The sequence below is a fragment of the Ralstonia pickettii genome (assembly GCF_016466415.2).
GTDB lineage: Bacteria > Pseudomonadota > Gammaproteobacteria > Burkholderiales > Burkholderiaceae > Ralstonia > Ralstonia pickettii.
The window spans coordinates 31,612-51,411 of sequence record NZ_CP066773.1 but is presented as its reverse complement, the minus strand read 5'-3'; the positions used below and the strand labels follow the sequence as shown (position 1 = coordinate 51,411).

The following is a 19,800-nucleotide window of genomic DNA, read 5'->3' as shown; positions in this document are numbered from 1 at the left end:
TGGCCACGCCGGCGGCCTGCAGCCGGCGTGCCAGTGGTGCAGCAAACCACAAACGCACGTCGTGCTTGGTCGCCGGTGCCGGCGTACCCAATTCTTCCAGGCGCCGCAGGCCTGCGAGCACCTGGTTCAACGCCGTGGTTGAGCGCGGCCCGGTGGCCAACAGGCTGGCCAGCGCTTCCTGTTCATGACGCAGCGCCAGCTGCGCGAGCGTGGCGCGAATCGCGCGTAGCGCACGCAGGGCCAGGCTTTCCGTCCACTCGATGTCGGGATCGGCCGACAGCCAACGGTCGGCCACGTCGACCGCCGCCACGCCCTGCAGCCAGGCGCGTATGGCGGCGTACTGGGCACGGGTTACATCGATGGCTTGATTTGAGTTTTTCATCAACTCACCTACTCAATTGGCGTGCCTGAATCTTCTTCGCTCGCGCGCTCGCGTTGCTCCAGCTGGGCCTCGCACTCGGGCAAACAGCAACCGCTGTAGCGCAGCGCGTAGTGGATCTCGTCGTAGAAAGCGACCGGCCGCTTCCTGTCGTCGCTGCCGCTTGCGGTAGTGCGGCGCCTGTTCCGGCTTGGGGGTGAAGGGGGCCGTAACGGCCGTTCATCTTCATGCGGTGCCTCCGGTGCACACTTATCGTGTGATCTAAGCGACACAAAAATTACGACCTATTTTCTGCAAAACCCCGCTTTTGCGGCTAAAACGCCATGCCGATAATAGCATTTATCGGCAAGGGGCGAACCAAGCGTATGCGTTTTTGTCTTACATCTTCGTATTACGTTTTCTGCTAATATTCGGTCAGGACATGCCCATGGAGGGAAACATGCAAGCCCACACCCTGTCTTTCCGCGCCGGCGACGCTTTTGTCACCGAGACGCGCGCGCTGGCCGAGCAGGCCGGCCTGAAGAGTTCCGACTACATCCGCGAAGCCGTGCGCGAGAAGAACGAGCGCATGATGGCCGAGCGCATCGCTGCGCTGTCGCGCAAGCTGTCGGCCAAGCATCTGGCGGAAAACCAAGCCATCGAGGGCTCGATCGCCGATGGCCTCGCCTAAAGTCAAACGCGGCCAGGTCTGGGCCGTCGATTTCGAGCCGCAGACCCACAAGCAGGAGCCGGGCAAGCGCAACCGCCCGGCTCTTGTCATTCAGACCAACCTGCTCAACGATGCTGGCCACGCGACCACCATCGTCATCCCGGGCACCTCGGACGTTGAGCGCGAGGACTGCTTCCCGCTGCGCGTCGCGCTGGGCCGCCTGCCGGGCCAGGCCGTCGACGAGGCGACCGATCTGCTGATCGACCAGATCCGCGCGATCTCGAACGACCGCCTGATGGGCGACAAGCCCATCACGACGCTGAACACGAATCAGCTGCGCCGCGTGGAAGATGCGCTGCGGCTTCTGATGAATCTATGACGGTCAGCCGCGGCACTGTGCAAGGCGCCACACGTTGGATCGGCTGCACCACCTGCGGTGTCCTGCGCGATCACGTTCGCGCTACCGTTCAGCTCACTCCATTCGATGCCGGCCAGGCGGCCGATACCTGGACCTGCACGTTTTGCGGCACCTCCCGTCTGCGGGCAAAGCCCTGCAGCGACCAGGACGACCGCGAGCAGCTAGAGCGTCGCGGCCAACTGCGCTTGATCGACTGAGGCACTCGAACCCTCAGCTCAGTTGAGCTGGGGTTGCGTCAGTCGCGCAGCAGCTTCAGTGGCGGGGCTTTCTTGATGACGGCCTGTTCCTGGCGGTTGATCTCTTCAGCCTGCTTTTGCCTGGCAAGGCTGGCGGCGATTTCCCGGTCACGAGCCTTCTGCGCTTCTATGCTGCGGTAGTAGAGGGCTGCGAGCAACGCTGCGACGAGTAGGGCGCCAATCACGGCCAGGACGGGGACAAGGCTGGGCTCTTTTTGCTGTTCCAATTGGCAGCTCCTTTTCTGGTGTGTATTTACTCAACTTAATTGAGTTATCGCCTTCCGGGCGCCCGCCAGCAGGTGGGCGAGTGGCGGCAGCAGCCGACACGTTCCCACAGCGACGTAGGCCAGCAGGCTGGAGTCGATGTCAGCTAGGCTAGATTAAGCTGTAGCGCTCCGATTAAGTGCGCCATATTCATTTGCGCAAATCAGGGAGTATCCGACATGCGCAGAATTAAACACCATGAAAATCAGAATTGATATTTTTTAATATCAATGTATTTGTTGTTCTTCGACAACGGAAAATATTCGTTGACTCTTTTTTGCAATTGAGTCCGTATGAAAGAAAACCCTCCTAATGGGGGGTCGCGGTGGCGAGAACCAATTGTTGTAAACTTTCCAGTTTAGGCAGTATGGGGTTACTTCACCCGCACTAGGCGGCGTTTATCAAGTCCTTGGTAGCGGCGATCGCTGCCGCATCGTACGCATCCACTTTTTCGTAGTCTGCCAGATGCCCTTTGAGCTTGGCAAAGCTTGCTGGGCTTAGCTTTGCGGCCCGGCGGGCGAAACTTTGGACCTCCTCGCGCAGGTCCGAAATGGACGACGTGGAGAGCTCCCTAGGGCCTCGGCCAAGCACAATCCAGATAGCGTTGTACCCGTATCTATCTTGGATGCCAATGGCATGCTCCAGTCTAATTTTTTGGACATGGCCGCTCAGCCAATGCTCTACCAGCGCTTTAGAAACGCCGGCAGCATTGGCAATGGCAGCGACTGAAACAGCGGTCTCGCTGCGTATGAGTTGCATTCGTTCATAGAGAGGCATCTCATGAAGCTAGCGTGCTACCCACCATAATAAATGCGGCTTCGCGTCCATAGGAAATTATGGTAATGTCTTGCGAACGCGCGAAGCCACCCGACTCGCGCGTGGGGGAGTAAAAAATCTGGCGGAACTTACCGACCAGTCAGAGAAGTGCACCTATTCGGACAAACGACGGGCACCCTCTGCAGCTAAGACAGGGTTCGAGCCTTGTTCGATGGCTTCGAGCTTGTCCAACTGCTCGGCATCGACAAGACACGCAGAGATGATGCTTTCGATGCGGGCTCGACGTTGCGAGCTGAGTGCGCCCACTCGAAGCGCAAGCGCTTGGATGCTGGGCGACAGGTTGTTCGACTGAGGGATCAATGTCTTAGGCCCCTCCCCAAGAACGATCCAGGTAGCGTTGTAGCCGTACTTTCGTTGAATTTTTATCGCGTACTGAAGCTTTATAGATTTGATCTGACCGGTTAACCACATGCTCGCCGTCCCGCTAGAGACGCCAGCCACTTCCCCGAGAGCTCCGATCTTGGTCCCTGTCTCTCTGAGGATGGTTTCGATTCGTTCGCTAAGCATCTTAGAAAACTAAGCGATTACACCCTTTGCTTATTGAGTTTATTTCCTTAGTGTTCTAAGATCGGGGCGTATGAACGCACGAGAACTGATTGCCGCCCTTGGGGGGGTCCCGAAGCTGGTGAAGTTAACCGGCTTGACAGAGGGCCGCATCTACCAATGGCAGACAGGCAACTACATCCCAAGAGCGTGGCTCAAGTTCTTCCGCGCCCGCTACCCGCGAAAGGTGGCATGGGATGAATTGGTTCTGGCTGATCACCCGCCCCGCAAGGTGGGGAGTGTTTTGAAGACTGACCCCGAGGCGCAGTCGAGTCGAGACGGCGATCGGGAAGGGAAGAAATGAAGAATGTCACGACTCACCAGATCGGCATCGTGGCCTTCTGCACTCATTAGGAGGTCCGCGGTGAATAGAAGTCCGTAGCAAGCCGCGCAAAAAGCGGCCCGCCAAGGTGTTTGCACCACCAAGGCGGGCCTAGCCAAAAGCCTACCCCAGTTTCCCAACAGAGGAACGATCTCATGGCTTCCCGCATTCTAGCAAATGCGGGCGCAGTGTTGCGCGCGTGCTTTATAGCATGCTTCTCTACTACGGCGTTGTTTCATACGACGCCCGCTGCCGCCCGCACCAACGTCCTTTGCCCGCTTGATAGTGACGGGCAACCAGGCGCCATCATCTCCTATGTGTCTGCGGGGCCTGGCTCAGCCAACTTGTGTGAACTGAGCAAGGCCAAGACACCAGAACGTGCGCCGACCATTTTGGCGGCGACGGCAATTTCCTTCTCAGCGCCTGATCGCGCCCCAACCCGATCCACTCCGAATTCCGAGGTAGGCGAGCAGCCGGCGGCTTCCAGCAAAGGAACGGGGTCCATGCTGGCTGCAGTCTTCGGTGCCATCGCCATTCGGGACAATAAAGGCGGCGCCACCGAAATCCGCTTCGAGGGTGCACCGCCAGCGGATCTACGCCTCACAGATGTGCAAGGTCGCCTGCTTCCAGCTACTTGGCGCGGCAACATCCTGAGCCTTCCGCCAGTAGCTCGGTTCACGCTGAACGGTTTCAGTCAAGCCGTCGATGTCGCTCGTGTGCAGAGCACTGAATACCAATTTCCTGCCAGCAACTTGACTGGGCTCGAACAGGTATTCGATGAGGGCGATGCTACCTATCTCGCCTTCGACGAGCCCAAAGGCGGCGTTTCGGTGCTTGGCGATGGACATTCGATCAGCGGCACGCTCAAAGGCCGGTACTACAGGCTCAATGGCATCGCAAGGCAGCTCGCTGTTATCGCTGATGGCGAGGTCGTGCATGTCGATCGCATTGCGCGGGTGCGCTTCTATGAGCGGCCTAGCACGGTGCGCCCATGAAACGCCTCGGCCCGATTCTGCTACTGGTTCTGTCTCTGTCGTCTCCAACTGCCCACGCAGATTGCCTGGACGACGCAGCGGCGTACCACCGCGTCGATGGCGCGCTCCTGCGCAGCATCGCGCTGCATGAATCGCACATGAATCCTCTGGCCATCAATCGAAATCGTGATGGCTCGCAGGACCTGGGCCTTATGCAAATCAATTCCGCGCATCTGCCACGGTTGGCCCGCTATGGCATCACGCGGCAGCAGCTGCTCGACGCTTGCATTAACGCGTATGTGGGCGCTTGGATCTTGCACGCCAACATCGACCGGTTTGGCGCGACATGGCGCGCGGTTGGCGCCTACAACGCGACGACACCCGCCAAGCAGCTCAGATATGCCAATCAGATCTACACGCGGTGGCAATCGCTGCAGCGCGCGGCATTGCCTTGATTTCTCTCTGATCTAACGAGTTCAAAACCATGCGCACATTCCATCCATTCCACCGAGCAATGCTCATCTTCTACTTGCTGACTGGCCTTGGCGTGACCGTTGACGCCCAGGCGCGAACAGCGCCGGCCCAGGCCAAAGCAGCTACGGACTGGCAAGAAATGCCTGATGGTACTTGGCAACGAATCGCCGATGCCAAGGGCGCTATGGAGCCGTCTCCTGAAGAAGGCTGGCAACTGCTCGGATCGACGCCGGCCTCACCGAGTAAATCAGTTCAAGTGCGATCGGGAGTCGCGACTGAAATGCCGAACGGTAAGCGTCCATCCGAAATCTCCCGCTCATCCGTGGCACCTGTTTCGCCACCCGCGCCGGCGGCTGATGCCTTCGTACTGGTCAGGGGCAAATCCATGCAGGCGCAACTAGAGGCGTGGGCGGCACGCGCGGGCTGGACTGTGGAATGGAATGTGCCGGACGGCTGGATCGTTCCCAACGATCAGCCTCTCGGTAACGACTTTGCGCGCGCCGCGCAACAGACGATCGAGCAGCTTGCTGCCAACGGTGCCGACGTGCAAGCGGACATTTGGAAAGGCAACCAGGTGATGGTGGTACACCAAGCAGGAGTAGGCGAATGAAAAACTGGAATCCTCAAATCAAGCCCCTGGTGGTAGCACTGATCGCCGTAACTGCTCTGCAGGGTTGCGGCATTACGCAGGTACGTGAGAACCAAGCGGCAATCGTTTCGGACGCACAGGCCAAGCTTGACGGGGCACCTCGTAGCCGCCCGGTAGTCCGGATTCACGATGGATCTTGGCTGATGGGCGAGAAGATCCGCGCAAGCAAACCGCAGCCGGAGATTTTCAGCAAGCAGGTGGTGTTCAAGGGGTCGCTCGCTAGTCTCACTGAAGCGGCGGATTGGATCGCCCAGAACGTTGGCGTACGTGCCACCGTCGAAGCTTCGGCCGCCACTATCCCGCTCCAGATGGCCCGGTCCAGCTCCGGGAACGCGCCCCAACGCATGTCGGATTTGAACGGCCCCCTGCCATCGAGCTACGGCACTGGTGCGGCGCCACTCTCACCGACCGGCGCCGCAATCTCTGCTGGCACGACGGCGAGCGCGGCGGTCGCGCCACTGGTGTTGAGCTATACCGGCAACCTGCGCGGTTTCCTTGAAACGATTGACGCACACTGGGGCGTGTGGGATCGCTACCGCGACGGCACCGTTGCATTTTTCAAGACTGAAACGCGCACCTTCCCGTTGCCAGACCTGGGCGAAGTCGCCTCAATGAATGGCTCGATTTCGGCTAACTCAACTGGGGCGGCTGGCTCGGGATCGTCCGGCACGAGCACGGCATCGACGGGCACCGGTTCATCGAGCGGTTCCGGCAACGGCGGCCAGACAGCGACGCTCGCTGTGGTATCTGATCCGTGGCTGAATCTGGAGAAGATCGCCAAGACAATCGCAGGAGCAGATGCAACAGTGGTGGCCGACAAGCATCTCGGTTCGGTAACGGTCACAGCCACGCCGCCGCAATGTGATCGCCTTGAAGAATGGGTCAAAGGTCTGGACGCCATGTTCGGCAAACAGATCGGCATTGACGTGAAGATCTATGAAGTCCGGTTGTCGCAGGAAGACAACTACGGTTTGAATCTGTCGCTTGCTTACAAGTCCGGCAACGGCCATACCGGCGCGACATTCACTGGAGCTGGTGTTCCAAGCGTAACGAGCACGGCATCGCCAATGACCTTTGGCGCCACCATCGTCGGCGGCAAGTTGGACGGCACCAAGGCCGCGCTCCAAGCGCTGTCCACCTTGGGCAATGTCTCGCGGGTTCTGCAACGCGGTGGCGTCACACAAAACGGCAAGGTTCTTGCGCTGCAGGACGCGACGCTGCAGGACTTCGTGCAAGGCACGCAAACAACGCTAGCCAGCAACGTCGGCTCTACGACGGCTATTCAAACCTCTACCAACATCTCCGGCTTCACCGGCAATTTCCGGCCCAAGGTCATCAATGGCCGAATCATGATGGTCTTCGATATGACCATCTCGGAGCTTCAACCGCTGCAAACCTTTACTTCGGGCAGCAGTGCGAGTCAGTCGACCGTCCAACTGCGAACGATGCCTCTGGCGCGCTTCGAGCAGTCGGTGGGGCTCAGGCCTGGCGAAACGCTGGTACTCACTGGCATGCGCGAGCAATCCACGAGCACAACCAACAACGGTATCGGCTCGCCGTACATGCCGCTGCTGGGCGGTGGCGTCGATGCGCAGAAGAAGGACACGATGATCGCTGTCGTCATCACTGCGCGCCTGCTCTAACCAAGGGAGATTCCGACATGAACAGAACCCTCATGAATGTCTTGGCGAGTGCGCTGCTGGCCGGTATTGCGATTTCCGCTCGCGCGCAGAACGCTTCAGCACCGCAAGCTTCTCTGGCCAGTGCCGGCGCACAGCAAGGCACGTCGTCAGCTGTCCGCCCGGCCGCCGCCGCAGGCGCGCAGCTCGGTCAAGGTGCACGCAGCTCCGAGTCCGATGAGTTGGTCAACCTGCAGAAGCAGATTCCGCTGTGGAAAGCACGTGCCGAAATCGCCAAGTACCAGGCCGAGGTCCGTAAATCGGAGCCGGCCGTGGGATTGGCCGCGCCGCTGCCGGCAGCCACCATGGCAGCAGCACAGGGGGCCGTCCCCGCAGCTGCACCGGCCGCATCCGCGCTTGCTGCAGGGCCGCGCGCGATTTCGCTGCACGCCTACGACGGCAAGTACACCGCGATGGTGGAGGTAAACGGCCAGGCGATTCCTGTACGCGCTGGCGACACGCTTGACGGCGGCTGGAAGGTCGCTGGCGTTGATGACGCGGGCATCAAGATCGTCAACGGCAAGCGTGTGCGTATTCTGAGGCCCTAACCATGGCGCACGCACTTACCTTTTCCGGTGCGAAGGGTGCTTTTGCAGTTGGTTTGTCGTGGCAACACGAGGAAAACCTGCCAAAGGCACAAAGCTTGCGCAAGCTGGCACGTCAGCTCGGGCCCAACGTGCGATGGGGCGTAGCGTTCAAGAATGCGCATGGCACCTTTCAAAGTGCGCTGTGTGAACCAATCGCAGGCGTCAAACCGTCACGGGCCAGACCTCTAGCGGCCATTGTCGCCACTGCGCATCCGCAACCCTGGGCAGGCCTGTATCACCTGGGCGGCGAGCATTACTGGTACATCGCAGTACGCCAGGGGCAAGCTGTCATCGCCGGCGGCGATCAGGTTGGCACGCTCAGCGAACTGGCTGCGATTCGCGCTTATCACCAATCGCTACCAGGCTGGACAGAGATCGAGGGCAATCTAGACGACTTGGCCAACCTTGCACGCCAGGCCACGAGCGTGCCGGCTTTACACGACGTGCAGTCTGGCTCCTGGCGGACTGCCGCGCTTGCCGTAACGGCAACTGCGCTTGTGGTGGGAACTGTCTTTGGCGGCTGGTACTTGTATGACCAACAGCAAGAGGCCGAACGCTTGGCGGCTCAGGCCCGCCAGAAGGCAGCGGCCGCGCGTAAAGCTGCTGCTGCTGCCCAGCAACGCATCCAACCTTGGCTTCGCGAGCCCACGCCGGCGATGTTCTTCGAGGCCTGCCGGGCGGCCTGGCACGAGCAGGAGTTGGCCATGCGTGGCTGGACGCTCGCCAGTTGGCATTGCAAGCCCCGTCCTGGTAACGCCCCCGAAGCTGGCCGCATTGCCATCGAGACATCGTGGAACCGAGAAGGCGGCCTTGCGGCGGATGCGCCTGGCGCACTCTCGGCTGACGGGCAGTCGGCCAATCATTCTCGTGAGGCCTCCTCGCCTTTTGGGCCGCCGGCAAATGTCGACGTGCTCCCCCTTACTGCCGCACGCAAGAACATCTGGATGCTCGCGCAGGAACATGGCTTGACTTTGCGCTTGACCGATCCACCGCCTTCGCCAGCGCAGGCGGACAAGGATGCGCCACCCCCCGATCCTTGGATTCAGGTGACGGCGAATTTCACGCTGGCCGCACCGCCCTGGTTGGATTTGGCCGCGGCTTTCGATGTAGTGCCGGGCCTGCGCGTAGTCGACCTGGGCTACGACGCGCGAGCTCAACAATGGACCGCCAACGGCACGCTTTACACCGCGCGAGGCGCGGCGCCTGTACACGGAGGAATTTGATGTTTGCCTTCCTGAACCGTTTTGTTCGCAAACCGGCGCGGCTCGATCCCGGCGAGGCTGGCCGTGGCGGTGCCGTGGCAGCCACGGACAAGGCCAATTTGGTGCCCGAACCGCCCGAAGCGCTGGCACCCCACGTCGTCTATCCGCGAGTGTTCGGCCCGCGTTTTGAACAGATCGCAGTTGATCTGAACCTGCTCTCTACAGGCCAGGCCCAGGCACTGCGCCAGCGGGCTGCGGGGCAGGGTGGGTATGTCGAATACCTGGCGCCGACGTTCGGCCTATCGTCCGAACAGGTGCAACGTGTGCTGGCCGCGCAGGGTTTTGTCGTGCACGTGGATGCACGTCACTATGGCACCCCGCGCTTTCTGGCATGGGAAGCCGCGCTACGGCGCCTGGGTGCCACGCCCCAGGTCAGAAAAGCCTCCGCTCAGGACCTGGCGGCGCTGCGCCGGGAGTTGGCCAATGCCGGGCGGCTGGACGATACCGATCTACAGACCCTGGCCAAGGCGCGTCAACTGATCGCCGATGCTGCCGCAGTCGGCGCCTCTGACATTCACATCCTGGTGCGCGAGGACCACACCGAGGTCCAGATCCGCATCAAGGGCGATCTGTGGACAGTCGCCTCGATGTCGATGCGCCGCGAGGAAGGTGAACGCCTGACGCGCTCTATGTATTCGGGCTTGGCCACCATCAAGGAGGACAGCTACAAGGCGCTGAACTTCCAGAATGCACAGATCACAGGTGAAGCGTTGCCCGGCACGGGGCTCACCTCTGTTCGGATTATTCGAGGGCCATCATTTCCGGTGGAGTCCGGTGGCGGCTTCTTGGTTGCACGTCTGCAATATCGTGATCTTGCGGCGCAATCCGAGGGCTCCCCAGAAGTTGCGAAGCGCTTGGATTTGTGCACGCCCAAAGCGCCACCGGGCGCTTTCCGCTTGGGAGAGATGGGTTACACGCCGCTGCAGGTGGAACTCGTCTCACGGCTGATGCATCGCCCGATGGGTGCTGTCATCGTGACCGGCCCTACGGGCTCGGGTAAAACTACCACGCTCTATGAATACACGCGGGAACGGGCGCGCCTGCTCCCGCATGACCGCCTGATCACCATCGAGGACCCCACCGAATACCCGATGAACTGGGCGATCCAGCTCGTCACCGACAGCAAAAGCTTTCCGCAGATGCTGACCAAGACGCTGCGCATGGACCCTGATGTTGTCCTGCTCGGCGAGATCCGCGACGCGGACGCGGGCGAGGCCACCCTGCAGGCCGCCGCAACCGGGCACCAGGTGCCCACCACGCTGCACGTGACTGACCCATTCGAGACGTTCACGCGGTTGATGGGCATGGACCATGTGCGGCTGTCACTGGAAATCATCTGCAACCACAACCTGATTATCGGCCTGATCGCGCAGCGCATCGTGCAGATGCTGTGCCCGCACTGCAGTGTACCTCTCGATCAGGCCAGCGAACAGTTGCCAGCCTACATGCTGCGAGCCTTGCATACCTGGGGGGACTTGTCCGGCGTGCGCGTGCGCGGCACGGGTTGCCCGCACTGCGACGGCAAAGGCATCGCTGGTGAGCAAGCAGTGGCCGAGGTGGTGGTGACCAGCGAAGCGCTGATGCAGGATTGCATCGAGCACGGCGTGTTGGTAGCACGTCGTAACCACCGCCGGCGTGCCGGCTCCGATAAGCCGATGATTGCCCACGCGATCGATCTTGTGCTCGCGGGCCGGCTGGACCCTCGCGATGCCCAGCGCCGAGTCGATGCCATTCCGATGCGGGATGAAATCGATCTGCCGCCGGACGAAACGTCGGAGGTGACACCATGAGCGGCCTGTCGTGGACGCTGCGCCGGCGCCTGTATCAACAGGCTTCGTCGCAACTAGATAACGGGATGACGCTTTCGCAGGTGCTTGGGGAGTTCAGCACGCGCTTAGCGCGCCGTGGGCGCAAGCGTGCCGCAGAGGCCGCCGATGAGGTTGCGCGACGGGTGGTGGACGGCGATCCCTTCGTTCTAGCTTTGGGCGACGACCTTTCGGACTTGGAGCGCAGCGTGCTCGATGCCGGCGACCAAGCCGGCCAGTTGCCGGATTCCATGCGCCTGGTGATGGAAGTGCGTGATCTCACCACGCGCCTACGTCAGAAGCTGCAGGCGAGTTTCTTCGCACCCTCCGTCTACCTGGTTAGCTTGTACGCGGTGCTGTTGTTGATTGGTGCCTCGATCGTGCCGCAGTTCCTGGACGTGCTGCCGCTCTCCAAGTGGACCGACTGGGCCTATGCGATGTACCTGATGGGGGATCTCGCCGTCGGCTGGCCGGCACCGATTTGCTTCGGCGGGCTGCTGATCTATGCCGTCTGGTCATGGTGGGCGCTGCCGCGCTGGATTGGACCCGCGCGCGCGTTCTGCGACAGGCGCTTGTTCCCCTTCACGGTGTATCGGGAAATCACCGGCTTCACCTGGTTACTGTCGTTCGTCGCGCTATTGCGCGCCGGCATCCCAGACACGGTGGCGCTGGACAACCAGATTGCGTCCGCTTCGCCGTGGCTTGCCTCGCGTCTGAAACCTATCCGCAATGGGCTGATTGATGGCCTGAGCCTACCGGAAGCCATGCGGGCTACCGGGTACGGCTTTCCATCCCCGGACTTGATCGATGAGATCGGCGCCTACGCCGGCTTTGACGACTTCACCGACAAGATCGCCGTGGCCGTGCGCCAGTACGCGGAAGTCATCGAGCGGCAACTGCTCGCGCGGGGCATGTTGATGTCGGCGGTCTTCACGGGGTTCATGTTTCTCGCTTTCGTGGTGCTGCAGCTTGGCGCCAACTCGCTTTCATCGATTCTCACGTCCGCGATGGGGCAAATCTGATGGCTCGGGCGTGATTTCACTTTTAGAGGTTATTCATGGATCGTCTTCTCGGAAACATTATCGCCATTGTTCTGACGCTCTTGGCGCTCGTCGGACTCGCCTACGCGGGCTACAACGGCTTCCAAAATCACAAGGCGGGCGTGGTAGTCAACGACGTCGCGCAGATGATTACCAATGCCCGTGCAGGGTTCTCACAAAGCAATAACGGCTATGCAAATTTCACCACGGCCAACGTTCCGGCAATGATCAACGGCGGTATGTTCCCGACCGACATGGTGCGTGGCAATACGGTCGTTGATCCATGGGGTAACCCGGTCACGCTTGCTTCGACCAATAACGCCTCGCAAGGCGTGGTCGGCTTCGGTGGCGGCGGCAGCGAGACTGCCTCGCAATGCGTGAAGGTAGCCACCGGCATGAAGGACTATGTATCACTGGACATCAACGGTCAGGTTTTTACTCAAGCGAACCTGCCGGATCAGGTCACTGCTGGTGCGGCCTGCAGCGCCACGGCCACGTTTTCCGTGACGTTCCAGTGAGCATGATGTTTCACAAGCTGGAGTCAGCGCCATGGCTTTCTTGATGCTGCCCATCATCACAGTGCTTTTTTTCCTGGGTGTCGGAGTCCAGGCCTGGCAGCTCGCGCAGGCTGTGCCCGGCGCGGGCGTGCCGGGCCGCATGGAAGCCGCGGCCAACGTGTCGGCACAACAGGCGCTGGTCTTCGGTGCGGCTTGCGTGGCAACAGCTAGCGCGACGCCGGGCCTGATTAGCGTAAGCATTTCACCAGCACTGCCAGCTGGCGTCTCGACGCCGGCTGGCGCGGTATGCATGGCTGCTGCTCGCGCTGGCGGCGGCCGCGACATCTACGGCTATATGCCGGTGGCACCCGGCGCGGCGGGATTCTTGATCCAAAACACCCAGGGCAATGCGGCGTGGTTTCGGGTCAGCAGGCAGGGCACGGCTGTGAACATGATGACCGGCGTGACCTACGCCGTGCCAACCATGATTCCCGTTGGCGCGCTGATTGATTGGGTGCAAACGACTACCTGAGGAATTGATTCATGGACGCCCTATTGGGATACATCGTCGCGCTGGTGCTGTCGATGCTAAGTCTTGCCGGCTTCACGACATGGGCCAAGGTCGGTGTCACTAACGTGCAAACTGCGGCCGTGGCGAGCCAGATGCTCGTCTTCAACAAAGCTGCGCAGCAGTACGTGCAGGACAACGCCGCTACGCTCGTGGCTCAGGCTACAGCTACTACGCCGGTGTCGGTGACCACGGCCACGTTGATCAATTCAACCCCCTCATATCTGCCTGCGGGATTTTCGTCGACCAATGCCTTCGGTCAAACCTGGCTACTACAGGTGCTGCAGCCGTCTGCGAACACGCTGCAATCCCTTGTGACCACACAGGGCGGCCGGGCGGTCACCGACGTCAAGCAGCTGGTGCAGATCGCGGCGCAGGCTGGAGCGCAAGGTGGTTTCGTGCCTTACACCGGGCAATTGGGCGACGCCACCATGACACCTAACAATGCCTATGGCGCGTTCGGCGGCTGGCGTGTGTCGCTCACCGGTTACACGAACCCTGGAAGCGGCCACCTGGCTTCGCTGTTGGCGTTTGGCGGCGCACAGGTCAACAACAACTATCTGTACCGGGTACAGGTTCCTGGACACCCGGAACTCAACCAGATGCAGACAGCGCTCGACATGACGGGCAACGACATCAACAACATCGGCAATGCGAACGCCACACAGGCGCATCTGACCGGTACTGGCGCCCCAAACACGGCATGCGCAAGCGCCGGTGCTATTCGCACCAGCGCGACGGGAACCGGCCTAGTGATCTGCAGCGCCAGCACCGGCGTCTGGGAGCCGATTGGCACCGCAGTAGCTAACGTCACCAATGGCATGCCCTGCAACAACAACGGTCAGATCGCCACAGATGCAACCAATGCCGGTTATATCTGTAAAAACAATCAATATGTGGCGATCAACAATGCGATGGGCAGATTCGCGATCAATCGCCAGTTCACAAATGTTACTGACGGTATGACCTTCGCCAAAGATAGTTGTCCCGGCGGCACGCCTTGGGCCATGTATACGCCGGGGACATTCCTTGTGAACGATACCGGCTATGTGAATCCGCCAATTGAAGGAAACCTTTTCACCGCTATCGACCAAGGCGCGGTCTGGTATGCGCAGGCATCGGCCCGCTCGTCGTCGACCTGGTACAGCGGGAACGACACCGGAAATCTTGGTGGCCAGCTCGTGGGTACGCTGACAACGGGCTGTCAGTATTGACCGAACGTGTGAGGAGAAGAGAAATGTGCAAGAAGCAAGTGGCCTTGACGGTGTTGTCCTGCGCTGCGATCTGCGCCGCGTTATTCGGTGAGGCTCAAGCGCAGCTGGTTAAATTGCCAGCCGTACCGTTCACAGTCGCGGATTGTCATCCGGGCGATCATTGGGGATCGTCGCCAAGTCATGGCGGCTTGCTGCGATGTCTGACAAACAATCCGCCGCCCGCGCCTACGTGCCCGGCGGGCAGCACCCAAACATCAGCTCCTGTGTGGAACGGGGAAGCATGGAGCCAGCCGGTGTGCGCGGTAATTCCGCCGCCTGCTCCACCGTCACCGCCGCCAGGTCACGTGGTTGTGGCAACGGCCACCACCAACAGCTGCGGAACCCTTGGGGCCTTCAATACATATGCTGACGGGACGTATGACGCAAGCAATCCCGATTGGAGCCAGTCTTTCTCTGGTACTTGGGATCAGATGTTCAGCAATGGAGCGGCATATATGAACCAGAACTACGCTCGTTACTATCAGCCGATGTACATCCCCCAGCCTTCGGACCCGAATACCGCGACCCAATACTTGTCGCGTGTCTTCTTTGTCAACAACCCGTGGGCATGTGGTGGTGGCGTGGGCTAAGTTAACCAGACCCGCCAGTTACCTCATTTCTTCGCCTTGGCCCGTGCCTGAAGAATTTCCAAGATGAGGCGTGGGACCGAAACAGTCTCGCCACGCTTCACAGATTCCTGTGAAGCTTCGCGCAGCAAGTCCTGGTGGAGTTTCTGCGGTAGGCGAACCAATACCCCTTTTTTGTCTTCAGTCATGATTGTCCTGATCAAATTTGAGAGCGAATATATTTCGCTGATAGCAAGATAGCATGCTACGATGATATCATGAACACCCAGAGAGGTCGCCTCTCGCCAAAGCTCAACTGGAGAAGAAGAATGCGAAACACCAGCCAAACAATCTGCATCACCAAGTCGCTTGCCTCGCTCTCCCTCGTTGCCGCACTCGCAGCGTGCGGTGGTGGCGGTGGAGACAGTAGCACTTCCTCGTCGACAAGCGGATCTTCAAGTTCGTCAGGAGGATCGACGTCGCAAACCGTAACTGGCACGCTATCAACGCCTCAATACACGAGCGGCAGCGCGCAAATCACGGCCTTCAATCTGCTCAATCAATACCGTGCCCAGTGCGGCATTCCCGCGCTGCAGGAGAACACCGTACTGGATCAGGCAGCACAGAGCCATGCAAAGTACATGGGCCTCAACAGCGCCATATCGGATAGCGAAACATCGGGAAGCACTGGATTTACCGGTGCGTCTTATCAAGATCGAGCGGTGGCCGCAGGATTGCCGACTTCCACGTTTAGCACAGGTGTGAGCGGAGGTGCTTCGATCACAACTAACGGCTTTACGGCTGCTCAAGCAGGGCAGATGTTTGTCAATTCCCTGCTGGCGGGGGTGTACCACGCTGCAATCGTTGCTTACCCTTCCAATACGATGGGGATTGGGGAATACGAAACGCAATCTACCAGCAGTGGTCTGGCTTGGACGAATGCGTGGGAAAGCATCAGCGTGCTGGTCAGCCAGTCTTCGATTTTTAGCAACACGCCGCTTACGTTCCCCTGCCAAGGGGTTACCGGTGTGCCGTATAAATCGACAAGCGAGAGCCCCACTCCGCCGAACGTCTCGAACTCGGGCTGGGGCACGCCGGTTGTCGTGATGGGCAACACGTCCGACACGATCATCCTGCAGAACGCATCCATGACTGGCCCGTCAGGCAGCGTTGCACTTCAGATCCTGAATTCGACAACTGACCCGAACAAAGCTCTTGGTGCATATCAGGCCGTCGCCTACCCGACGTCGCCGCTGCTGCCGAATACGCAGTATTCGGTCACTCTGACCGGCACCGTCAACGGCACGGCGTTCTCGCGTAACTTTACGTTCACGACCGGCAATGTCGTGGGTTAAAGCGCAAACGTCTTCCTGAAAAGAACCCTTCTGCTCAACAGATCACGCCCATGAAAAACGGCCCATAGTCATCTGAACGAATCGCTCGCCAAGGTGTTTGCACCACCGAAGCGCGCGTTACCGCAAAAGCCCCAGTTTCCCAACAGAGGAATGAACCATGGCACTCGCCTTTTCAGCCAAAGCGGGCGCGAATATTCGCGCCGCCTTCCATCATCTCCGTATGCGCGTGCAACGTTGCGCGCTGCGGCTGTCACAGCCTCACGCCAACGTGCGCGCGCTCACGAGCAGTGGCGTTGCCATTCCAGCCTCGCGCGGTGTCGTGTCTCGGGCGATTTTCTGTCTGCCCTCTCTGCCTGCGAGCCAGCTTACCCAGCGGATTTGCCGTTTCTGACTGTCCGTGATTTTCCGGGAGAAGTTGGCATGCACCTGACTGTTCTTGAACGGCAGGCGCTCACAGATGCCGCAGCTGAGGGCTTCGACGAAATCGAAGCAACGCTGCAGCGCCTGCAGATCGTCAATGCCGCGGCATTTCATACGCTGAGCACCTTGGCGACGCGCGTGTTCTTCGACCAGCCTGTTCGCAACGAACCGTGCCTGGCGTATGTACGCGCGCACCAGCCCAAAGGCGATTGATTCCCAACCCGCACTAGCACCAGGAGGACCTACAGCATGGCATCCGTCAACAAAGTCATCATCGTCGGCAATCTCGGCGCCGATCCCGAAACGCGCTACATGCCCAGCGGTGATGCCGTCACCAACATCCGCGTGGCGACCACCGACCGCTACAAGGACAAGGCCAGCGGCGAGATGAAGGAAACCACCGAGTGGCACCGCATCGCCTTCTTCGGTCGACTGGCCGAGATCGCCGGCGAATACCTGAAGAAGGGCTCGCAGGTCTACATCGAAGGCCGCCTCAAGACTCGCCAGTGGGAGAAGGACGGCCAGAAGCAATACAGCACCGAAATCGTCGCAGACCAACTGCAGATGCTTGGCAAGGCGCCCGGCGATCGTGGCACGGCAGGCGCTAACGATTTCGAGAGCGAAGACGAGATTCCGCTGTGATTCATCCACGGAGCCCGTCGATGAACTCGCGCGCCATCTTTCCTGACAGTCTCGCCCAGTTCTGTGCGGCCCGCGCCGGAGAGAAATACCGGCCGCACAACGGCGTCGAAGGAGAGCTTTTCATCGACGCCTGGTGCCGCAACTGCGTGCGAGCTACGCACGCCGGGATGGAACCTCTCGAATTTGATGCGAGCGCCTGCCTCATCGTCGGGGCCACCTTTGCATACACCATCGAGGACGCGCAGTACCCCAAGGAATGGCAGTACGCCCAGGACGGGCAGCCCTGCTGCACGGCATTTGTCCGCGTCGGCGAAGCCATTCCCGCGCATCGCTGTGAGCGGACCCGTGACCTTTTCGATCGGGATGCGTCATGAAGGGCTCTGCATTCCTGCTCGTCATGGCGCTATTGCCGGCGCTGGCCTTTGCCGACTGTATTGACGAAGCCGCCAGGTTCCACCAGGTCGATGCGCGCTTGGTGCGCGCCATCGCCCAGGTGGAGTCGCGGATGCACGCGGACGCCGTTGGCGCCAACAGCGATGGCAGTACCGACATCGGTCTCATGCAGATCAACTCAAGCTGGCTACCCAGCCTGGCGCGCTATGGCATCACCCGGGCGCATCTGTTTGATGCTTGTGTCAACGCCTACGTAGGAAGTTGGATTCTGTCTCGCAATATCCAGCAGCTCGGCCTCACGTGGGATGCCGTCGGGGCCTACAACGCCAAGAGCCCGGCAAAGCGTCTCGCCTACGCGCGAAAGGTCTATCAGGCGTTGGCGACGGCCAGCTCTACGCCGAGCCGCGCAATTGCCAACCCAGTAGCCTCAGTACGGCCTGTGGAGGCGCCGCGTGCTGCTGCGCGCCGCCTGCAGACGAACACGTCATCGGACATCACCATCGTCTCCTGGGAGCCACCCAATGAATGACCAGCAGACACGTGGTTTCGCGTTCGAGGTCCTCCATGACTACCTGCGTGATCTGCAGGAAATGATGGCAGACCCGGAAACCAACGAAATCATGATCAACCGCCACGATGTCGTGTACCGCGAGCGGCGCGGTGTGATGGAGCGCATCGAAGGGCTGGCGATCGCGCCTGCCGCGCTCGATACCGCCATCACGGTTCTGACCAATATCAACGACAAGGATCAGGCGCCGCTGCTCGATGCGCGCCTGCCAGGCCTGCGCATCGCAGCCGCCCGATTCCCCGTGTCAATCCACGGCGACATGATGTCGATCCGCAAGCACTCCGTGCGGCGCATCGCCTTGGATGATTACGTGCGCAACGGTGCTTTCGCCGTGTTGCCCGCCTCGCAGAACCGCTTCATCGGCCGGCAGGATCGGACTGTTCTCGACCACGCCGCTGAAGGCGGCGAGGCGTTGATGCGCTGCCTGCAATGGATCATGCGCCAGCGCTACAACATTGTGTTCTCCGGCGGCACCTCATCCGGCAAGACCACCCTGCTCAATGCGTTGCTCGAAGCGATTCCGGAATCCGATCGCATTGTCACCATCGAGGACACCGCCGAACTGAAGATCGCTTTGCCCAACTTCGTGTCGTTCGAAGCGAACCAGAACATCACGATTCGCAATCTCATTAAGTTCGCACTGCGCATTCGGCCCGACCGCATCTTTGTGGGCGAGGTCCGGGGCGCCGAGGCCTTCGACCTGGTGGAAGCACTGAACACCGGGCATGACGGCTCGATTTGCACACTGCACGCCACGAGCGCGGATGAAGCACCCTACAAGTTGGAGTCGTACATCCGCATGAGCGAGGAAGGCCGCCTGATCGCCACCGAGGATCTCCGCAAAAAGATCGCCTCGACCTTCCGCTTCTTCTTGCATGCCGATCGACAAGGTGATGGCACGCGCGGGCCTGTTGAGCTCCGCGAAGTGCTGGGCGTTGAGGACGGCCGCTACAAGACACGCCTTTTGTTTTCCCGTTTCGCCTAATCAACCAGGAGTCTGTAATGAACGTTCTGTCCCAACTGCACCGCATCACCAACCTCGTTACGCAGGGCTATCTCACCACGCACTCGCGCCTTGCGGACACGAAGCAAGCGATTCACGCGCAGGTGGATCGTCACCGCAGCTTGATCCGCAGCGTGCTGTTGGCGCTCTGGATCGAAGCCATCCCCGGCCTCGCGCGTGCTGGCATCTGGAACGGGGGCCTGTGCAACATCTACCAGCAGGTGCTTGACAACGAACTGATCATGATCGTGTCCCTCGCTGCATTTGCCGGGGCGTTCATCTTGTGGCTGCTCGATGACGGCCACAGCAAGATCAAGCAGAACATCCTGCGCGGGTTCGTCGGCACCATGGCGCTGATCAACATGCCGGTGCTGTGGTCGCAGCTCTTTAACAAGGGCGTGGCCTGCACCGCCTGAC

The 19,800-nt window shown here is 60.3% G+C and carries 27 protein-coding genes and 1 pseudogene; 24 read left to right on the top strand and 4 right to left on the bottom strand.

From position 1 onward, the window contains the following. Window positions 1-818: 818 nt before the first annotated feature. From RP6297_RS22660 to RP6297_RS22650, 3 genes are read left to right on the top strand one after another with little or no spacing between them, the layout of a single operon-like run. Complete coding sequence (locus tag RP6297_RS22660) at window positions 819-1,049, top strand: hypothetical protein (protein WP_012759886.1); 231 nt, start codon at window positions 819-821, stop codon at window positions 1,047-1,049. After that, the gene (locus RP6297_RS22655; RefSeq protein ID WP_009242057.1) at window positions 1,036-1,407 is read left to right on the top strand and encodes a type II toxin-antitoxin system PemK/MazF family toxin; all 372 of its coding nucleotides are present in this window, start codon (window positions 1,036-1,038) and stop codon (window positions 1,405-1,407) included. Before RP6297_RS22660 ends, RP6297_RS22655 begins: the two co-directional genes overlap by 14 nt. Continuing rightward, window positions 1,404-1,643 carry a hypothetical protein gene (locus RP6297_RS22650; RefSeq protein WP_009242056.1) on the top strand — a complete coding sequence of 80 codons (240 nt, stop codon included), beginning with the start codon at window positions 1,404-1,406 and terminating at the stop codon, window positions 1,641-1,643. The genes RP6297_RS22655 and RP6297_RS22650 overlap by 4 nt, the downstream gene beginning before the upstream one ends. Window positions 1,644-1,681: 38 nt before the next feature. On the opposite strand, the gene RP6297_RS22645 is transcribed toward RP6297_RS22650, so the two are convergent. The 3 genes from RP6297_RS22645 to RP6297_RS22635 form a co-directional block, all read right to left on the bottom strand. After that, entirely contained in the window at window positions 1,682-1,909 is a 228-nt protein-coding gene (locus RP6297_RS22645) for a hypothetical protein (protein ID WP_009242055.1), read from the bottom strand. Between the two features lie 424 nt (window positions 1,910-2,333). After that, on the bottom strand, window positions 2,334-2,723 hold the full coding sequence (locus RP6297_RS22640) for a hypothetical protein (RefSeq protein ID WP_009277722.1): 390 nt from the start codon (window positions 2,721-2,723) through the stop codon (window positions 2,334-2,336). Window positions 2,724-2,876: 153 nt separating this feature from the next. Then, a complete protein-coding gene (locus RP6297_RS22635) occupies window positions 2,877-3,194 on the bottom strand; it encodes a hypothetical protein (protein WP_223293331.1) in 318 nt (105 codons plus the stop codon). A gap of 166 nt (window positions 3,195-3,360) precedes the next feature. Between RP6297_RS22635 and RP6297_RS22630 the strand changes: the two genes are divergently transcribed. From RP6297_RS22630 to RP6297_RS22745, 13 genes are all read left to right on the top strand, one after another. After that, the gene (locus RP6297_RS22630; protein WP_009242052.1) at window positions 3,361-3,630 is read left to right on the top strand and encodes a helix-turn-helix domain-containing protein; all 270 of its coding nucleotides are present in this window, start codon (window positions 3,361-3,363) and stop codon (window positions 3,628-3,630) included. A 173-nt stretch (window positions 3,631-3,803) separates the two neighbouring features. After that, complete coding sequence (locus tag RP6297_RS22625; RefSeq protein ID WP_009242051.1) at window positions 3,804-4,643, top strand: hypothetical protein; 840 nt, start codon at window positions 3,804-3,806, stop codon at window positions 4,641-4,643. Next, window positions 4,640-5,077: a lytic transglycosylase domain-containing protein gene (locus tag RP6297_RS22620; RefSeq protein ID WP_009242050.1), complete on the top strand. Its 438-nt coding sequence runs from the start codon at window positions 4,640-4,642 to the stop codon at window positions 5,075-5,077. Before RP6297_RS22625 ends, RP6297_RS22620 begins: the two co-directional genes overlap by 4 nt. 29 nt (window positions 5,078-5,106) lie before the next feature. Beyond that, the gene (locus RP6297_RS22615) at window positions 5,107-5,706 is read left to right on the top strand and encodes a toxin co-regulated pilus biosynthesis Q family protein (RefSeq protein WP_080517557.1); all 600 of its coding nucleotides are present in this window, start codon (window positions 5,107-5,109) and stop codon (window positions 5,704-5,706) included. Further along, window positions 5,703-7,388, top strand: a complete 1,686-nt coding sequence (locus RP6297_RS22610) for a pilus assembly protein PilN (protein WP_009242048.1) — start codon at window positions 5,703-5,705, stop codon at window positions 7,386-7,388. The genes RP6297_RS22615 and RP6297_RS22610 overlap by 4 nt, the downstream gene beginning before the upstream one ends. Before the next feature lie 17 nt (window positions 7,389-7,405). Next, window positions 7,406-7,972, top strand: coding sequence for a type IV pilus biogenesis protein PilP (gene pilP, locus RP6297_RS22605; RefSeq protein WP_009242047.1), 567 nt, complete (start codon window positions 7,406-7,408; stop codon window positions 7,970-7,972). A 2-nt stretch (window positions 7,973-7,974) separates the two neighbouring features. After that, window positions 7,975-9,234 (top strand): type 4b pilus protein PilO2, encoded by a 1,260-nt coding sequence (gene pilO2 / locus RP6297_RS22600; protein ID WP_009242046.1) that lies wholly within the window; start codon window positions 7,975-7,977, stop codon window positions 9,232-9,234. Beyond that, window positions 9,234-11,063, top strand: a complete 1,830-nt coding sequence (locus tag RP6297_RS22595; protein WP_009242045.1) for a GspE/PulE family protein — start codon at window positions 9,234-9,236, stop codon at window positions 11,061-11,063. The genes pilO2 and RP6297_RS22595 overlap by 1 nt, the downstream gene beginning before the upstream one ends. Continuing rightward, window positions 11,060-12,100: a type II secretion system F family protein gene (locus RP6297_RS22590; RefSeq protein ID WP_004636268.1), complete on the top strand. Its 1,041-nt coding sequence runs from the start codon at window positions 11,060-11,062 to the stop codon at window positions 12,098-12,100. Before RP6297_RS22595 ends, RP6297_RS22590 begins: the two co-directional genes overlap by 4 nt. A 35-nt stretch (window positions 12,101-12,135) precedes the next feature. Next, complete coding sequence (locus RP6297_RS22585) at window positions 12,136-12,636, top strand: type 4 pilus major pilin (protein WP_004636266.1); 501 nt, start codon at window positions 12,136-12,138, stop codon at window positions 12,634-12,636. A 43-nt stretch (window positions 12,637-12,679) separates the two neighbouring features. Continuing rightward, entirely contained in the window at window positions 12,680-13,147 is a 468-nt protein-coding gene (locus tag RP6297_RS22580) for a hypothetical protein (RefSeq protein WP_223293330.1), read from the top strand. An 11-nt stretch (window positions 13,148-13,158) separates the two neighbouring features. After that, window positions 13,159-14,397: a shufflon system plasmid conjugative transfer pilus tip adhesin PilV gene (pilV, locus tag RP6297_RS22575; protein ID WP_009242043.1), complete on the top strand. Its 1,239-nt coding sequence runs from the start codon at window positions 13,159-13,161 to the stop codon at window positions 14,395-14,397. 494 nt (window positions 14,398-14,891) lie between these two features. Further along, on the top strand, window positions 14,892-15,026 hold the full coding sequence (locus RP6297_RS22745; RefSeq protein WP_021197836.1) for a hypothetical protein: 135 nt from the start codon (window positions 14,892-14,894) through the stop codon (window positions 15,024-15,026). Window positions 15,027-15,049: 23 nt separating this feature from the next. On the opposite strand, the gene RP6297_RS22570 is transcribed toward RP6297_RS22745, so the two are convergent. Then, window positions 15,050-15,211: a hypothetical protein gene (locus RP6297_RS22570; RefSeq protein WP_004636259.1), complete on the bottom strand. Its 162-nt coding sequence runs from the start codon at window positions 15,209-15,211 to the stop codon at window positions 15,050-15,052. A gap of 120 nt (window positions 15,212-15,331) precedes the next feature. On the opposite strand from RP6297_RS22570, the gene RP6297_RS22565 reads away from it, so the two are divergent. The 8 genes and pseudogenes from RP6297_RS22565 to RP6297_RS22530 all read left to right on the top strand — a co-directional run bounded on the left by RP6297_RS22565 (window position 15,332) and on the right by RP6297_RS22530 (window position 19,799). Continuing rightward, window positions 15,332-16,357, top strand: coding sequence for a CAP domain-containing protein (locus tag RP6297_RS22565; RefSeq protein ID WP_009277725.1), 1,026 nt, complete (start codon window positions 15,332-15,334; stop codon window positions 16,355-16,357). 157 nt (window positions 16,358-16,514) lie between these two features. Continuing rightward, entirely contained in the window at window positions 16,515-16,748 is a 234-nt protein-coding gene (locus tag RP6297_RS22560) for a hypothetical protein (RefSeq protein ID WP_004636254.1), read from the top strand. A gap of 29 nt (window positions 16,749-16,777) precedes the next feature. Continuing rightward, entirely contained in the window at window positions 16,778-16,990 is a 213-nt protein-coding gene (locus tag RP6297_RS22555) for a hypothetical protein (RefSeq protein WP_009242042.1), read from the top strand. 36 nt (window positions 16,991-17,026) lie between these two features. Continuing rightward, window positions 17,027-17,389 (top strand): annotated as a pseudogene (gene ssb, locus RP6297_RS22550) (single-stranded DNA-binding protein); the annotation flags it as partial. Window positions 17,390-17,439: 50 nt separating this feature from the next. Then, on the top strand, window positions 17,440-17,793 hold the full coding sequence (locus RP6297_RS22545; RefSeq protein WP_004636248.1) for a hypothetical protein: 354 nt from the start codon (window positions 17,440-17,442) through the stop codon (window positions 17,791-17,793). Next, the gene (locus RP6297_RS22540) at window positions 17,790-18,341 is read left to right on the top strand and encodes a lytic transglycosylase domain-containing protein (protein ID WP_009242040.1); all 552 of its coding nucleotides are present in this window, start codon (window positions 17,790-17,792) and stop codon (window positions 18,339-18,341) included. The genes RP6297_RS22545 and RP6297_RS22540 overlap by 4 nt, the downstream gene beginning before the upstream one ends. Further along, entirely contained in the window at window positions 18,334-19,365 is a 1,032-nt protein-coding gene (locus tag RP6297_RS22535; protein WP_004636244.1) for a CpaF family protein, read from the top strand. The genes RP6297_RS22540 and RP6297_RS22535 overlap by 8 nt, the downstream gene beginning before the upstream one ends. A 17-nt stretch (window positions 19,366-19,382) precedes the next feature. Beyond that, entirely contained in the window at window positions 19,383-19,799 is a 417-nt protein-coding gene (locus tag RP6297_RS22530) for a hypothetical protein (protein ID WP_004636242.1), read from the top strand. The last annotated feature ends 1 nt before the right edge of the window (window position 19,800 follow it).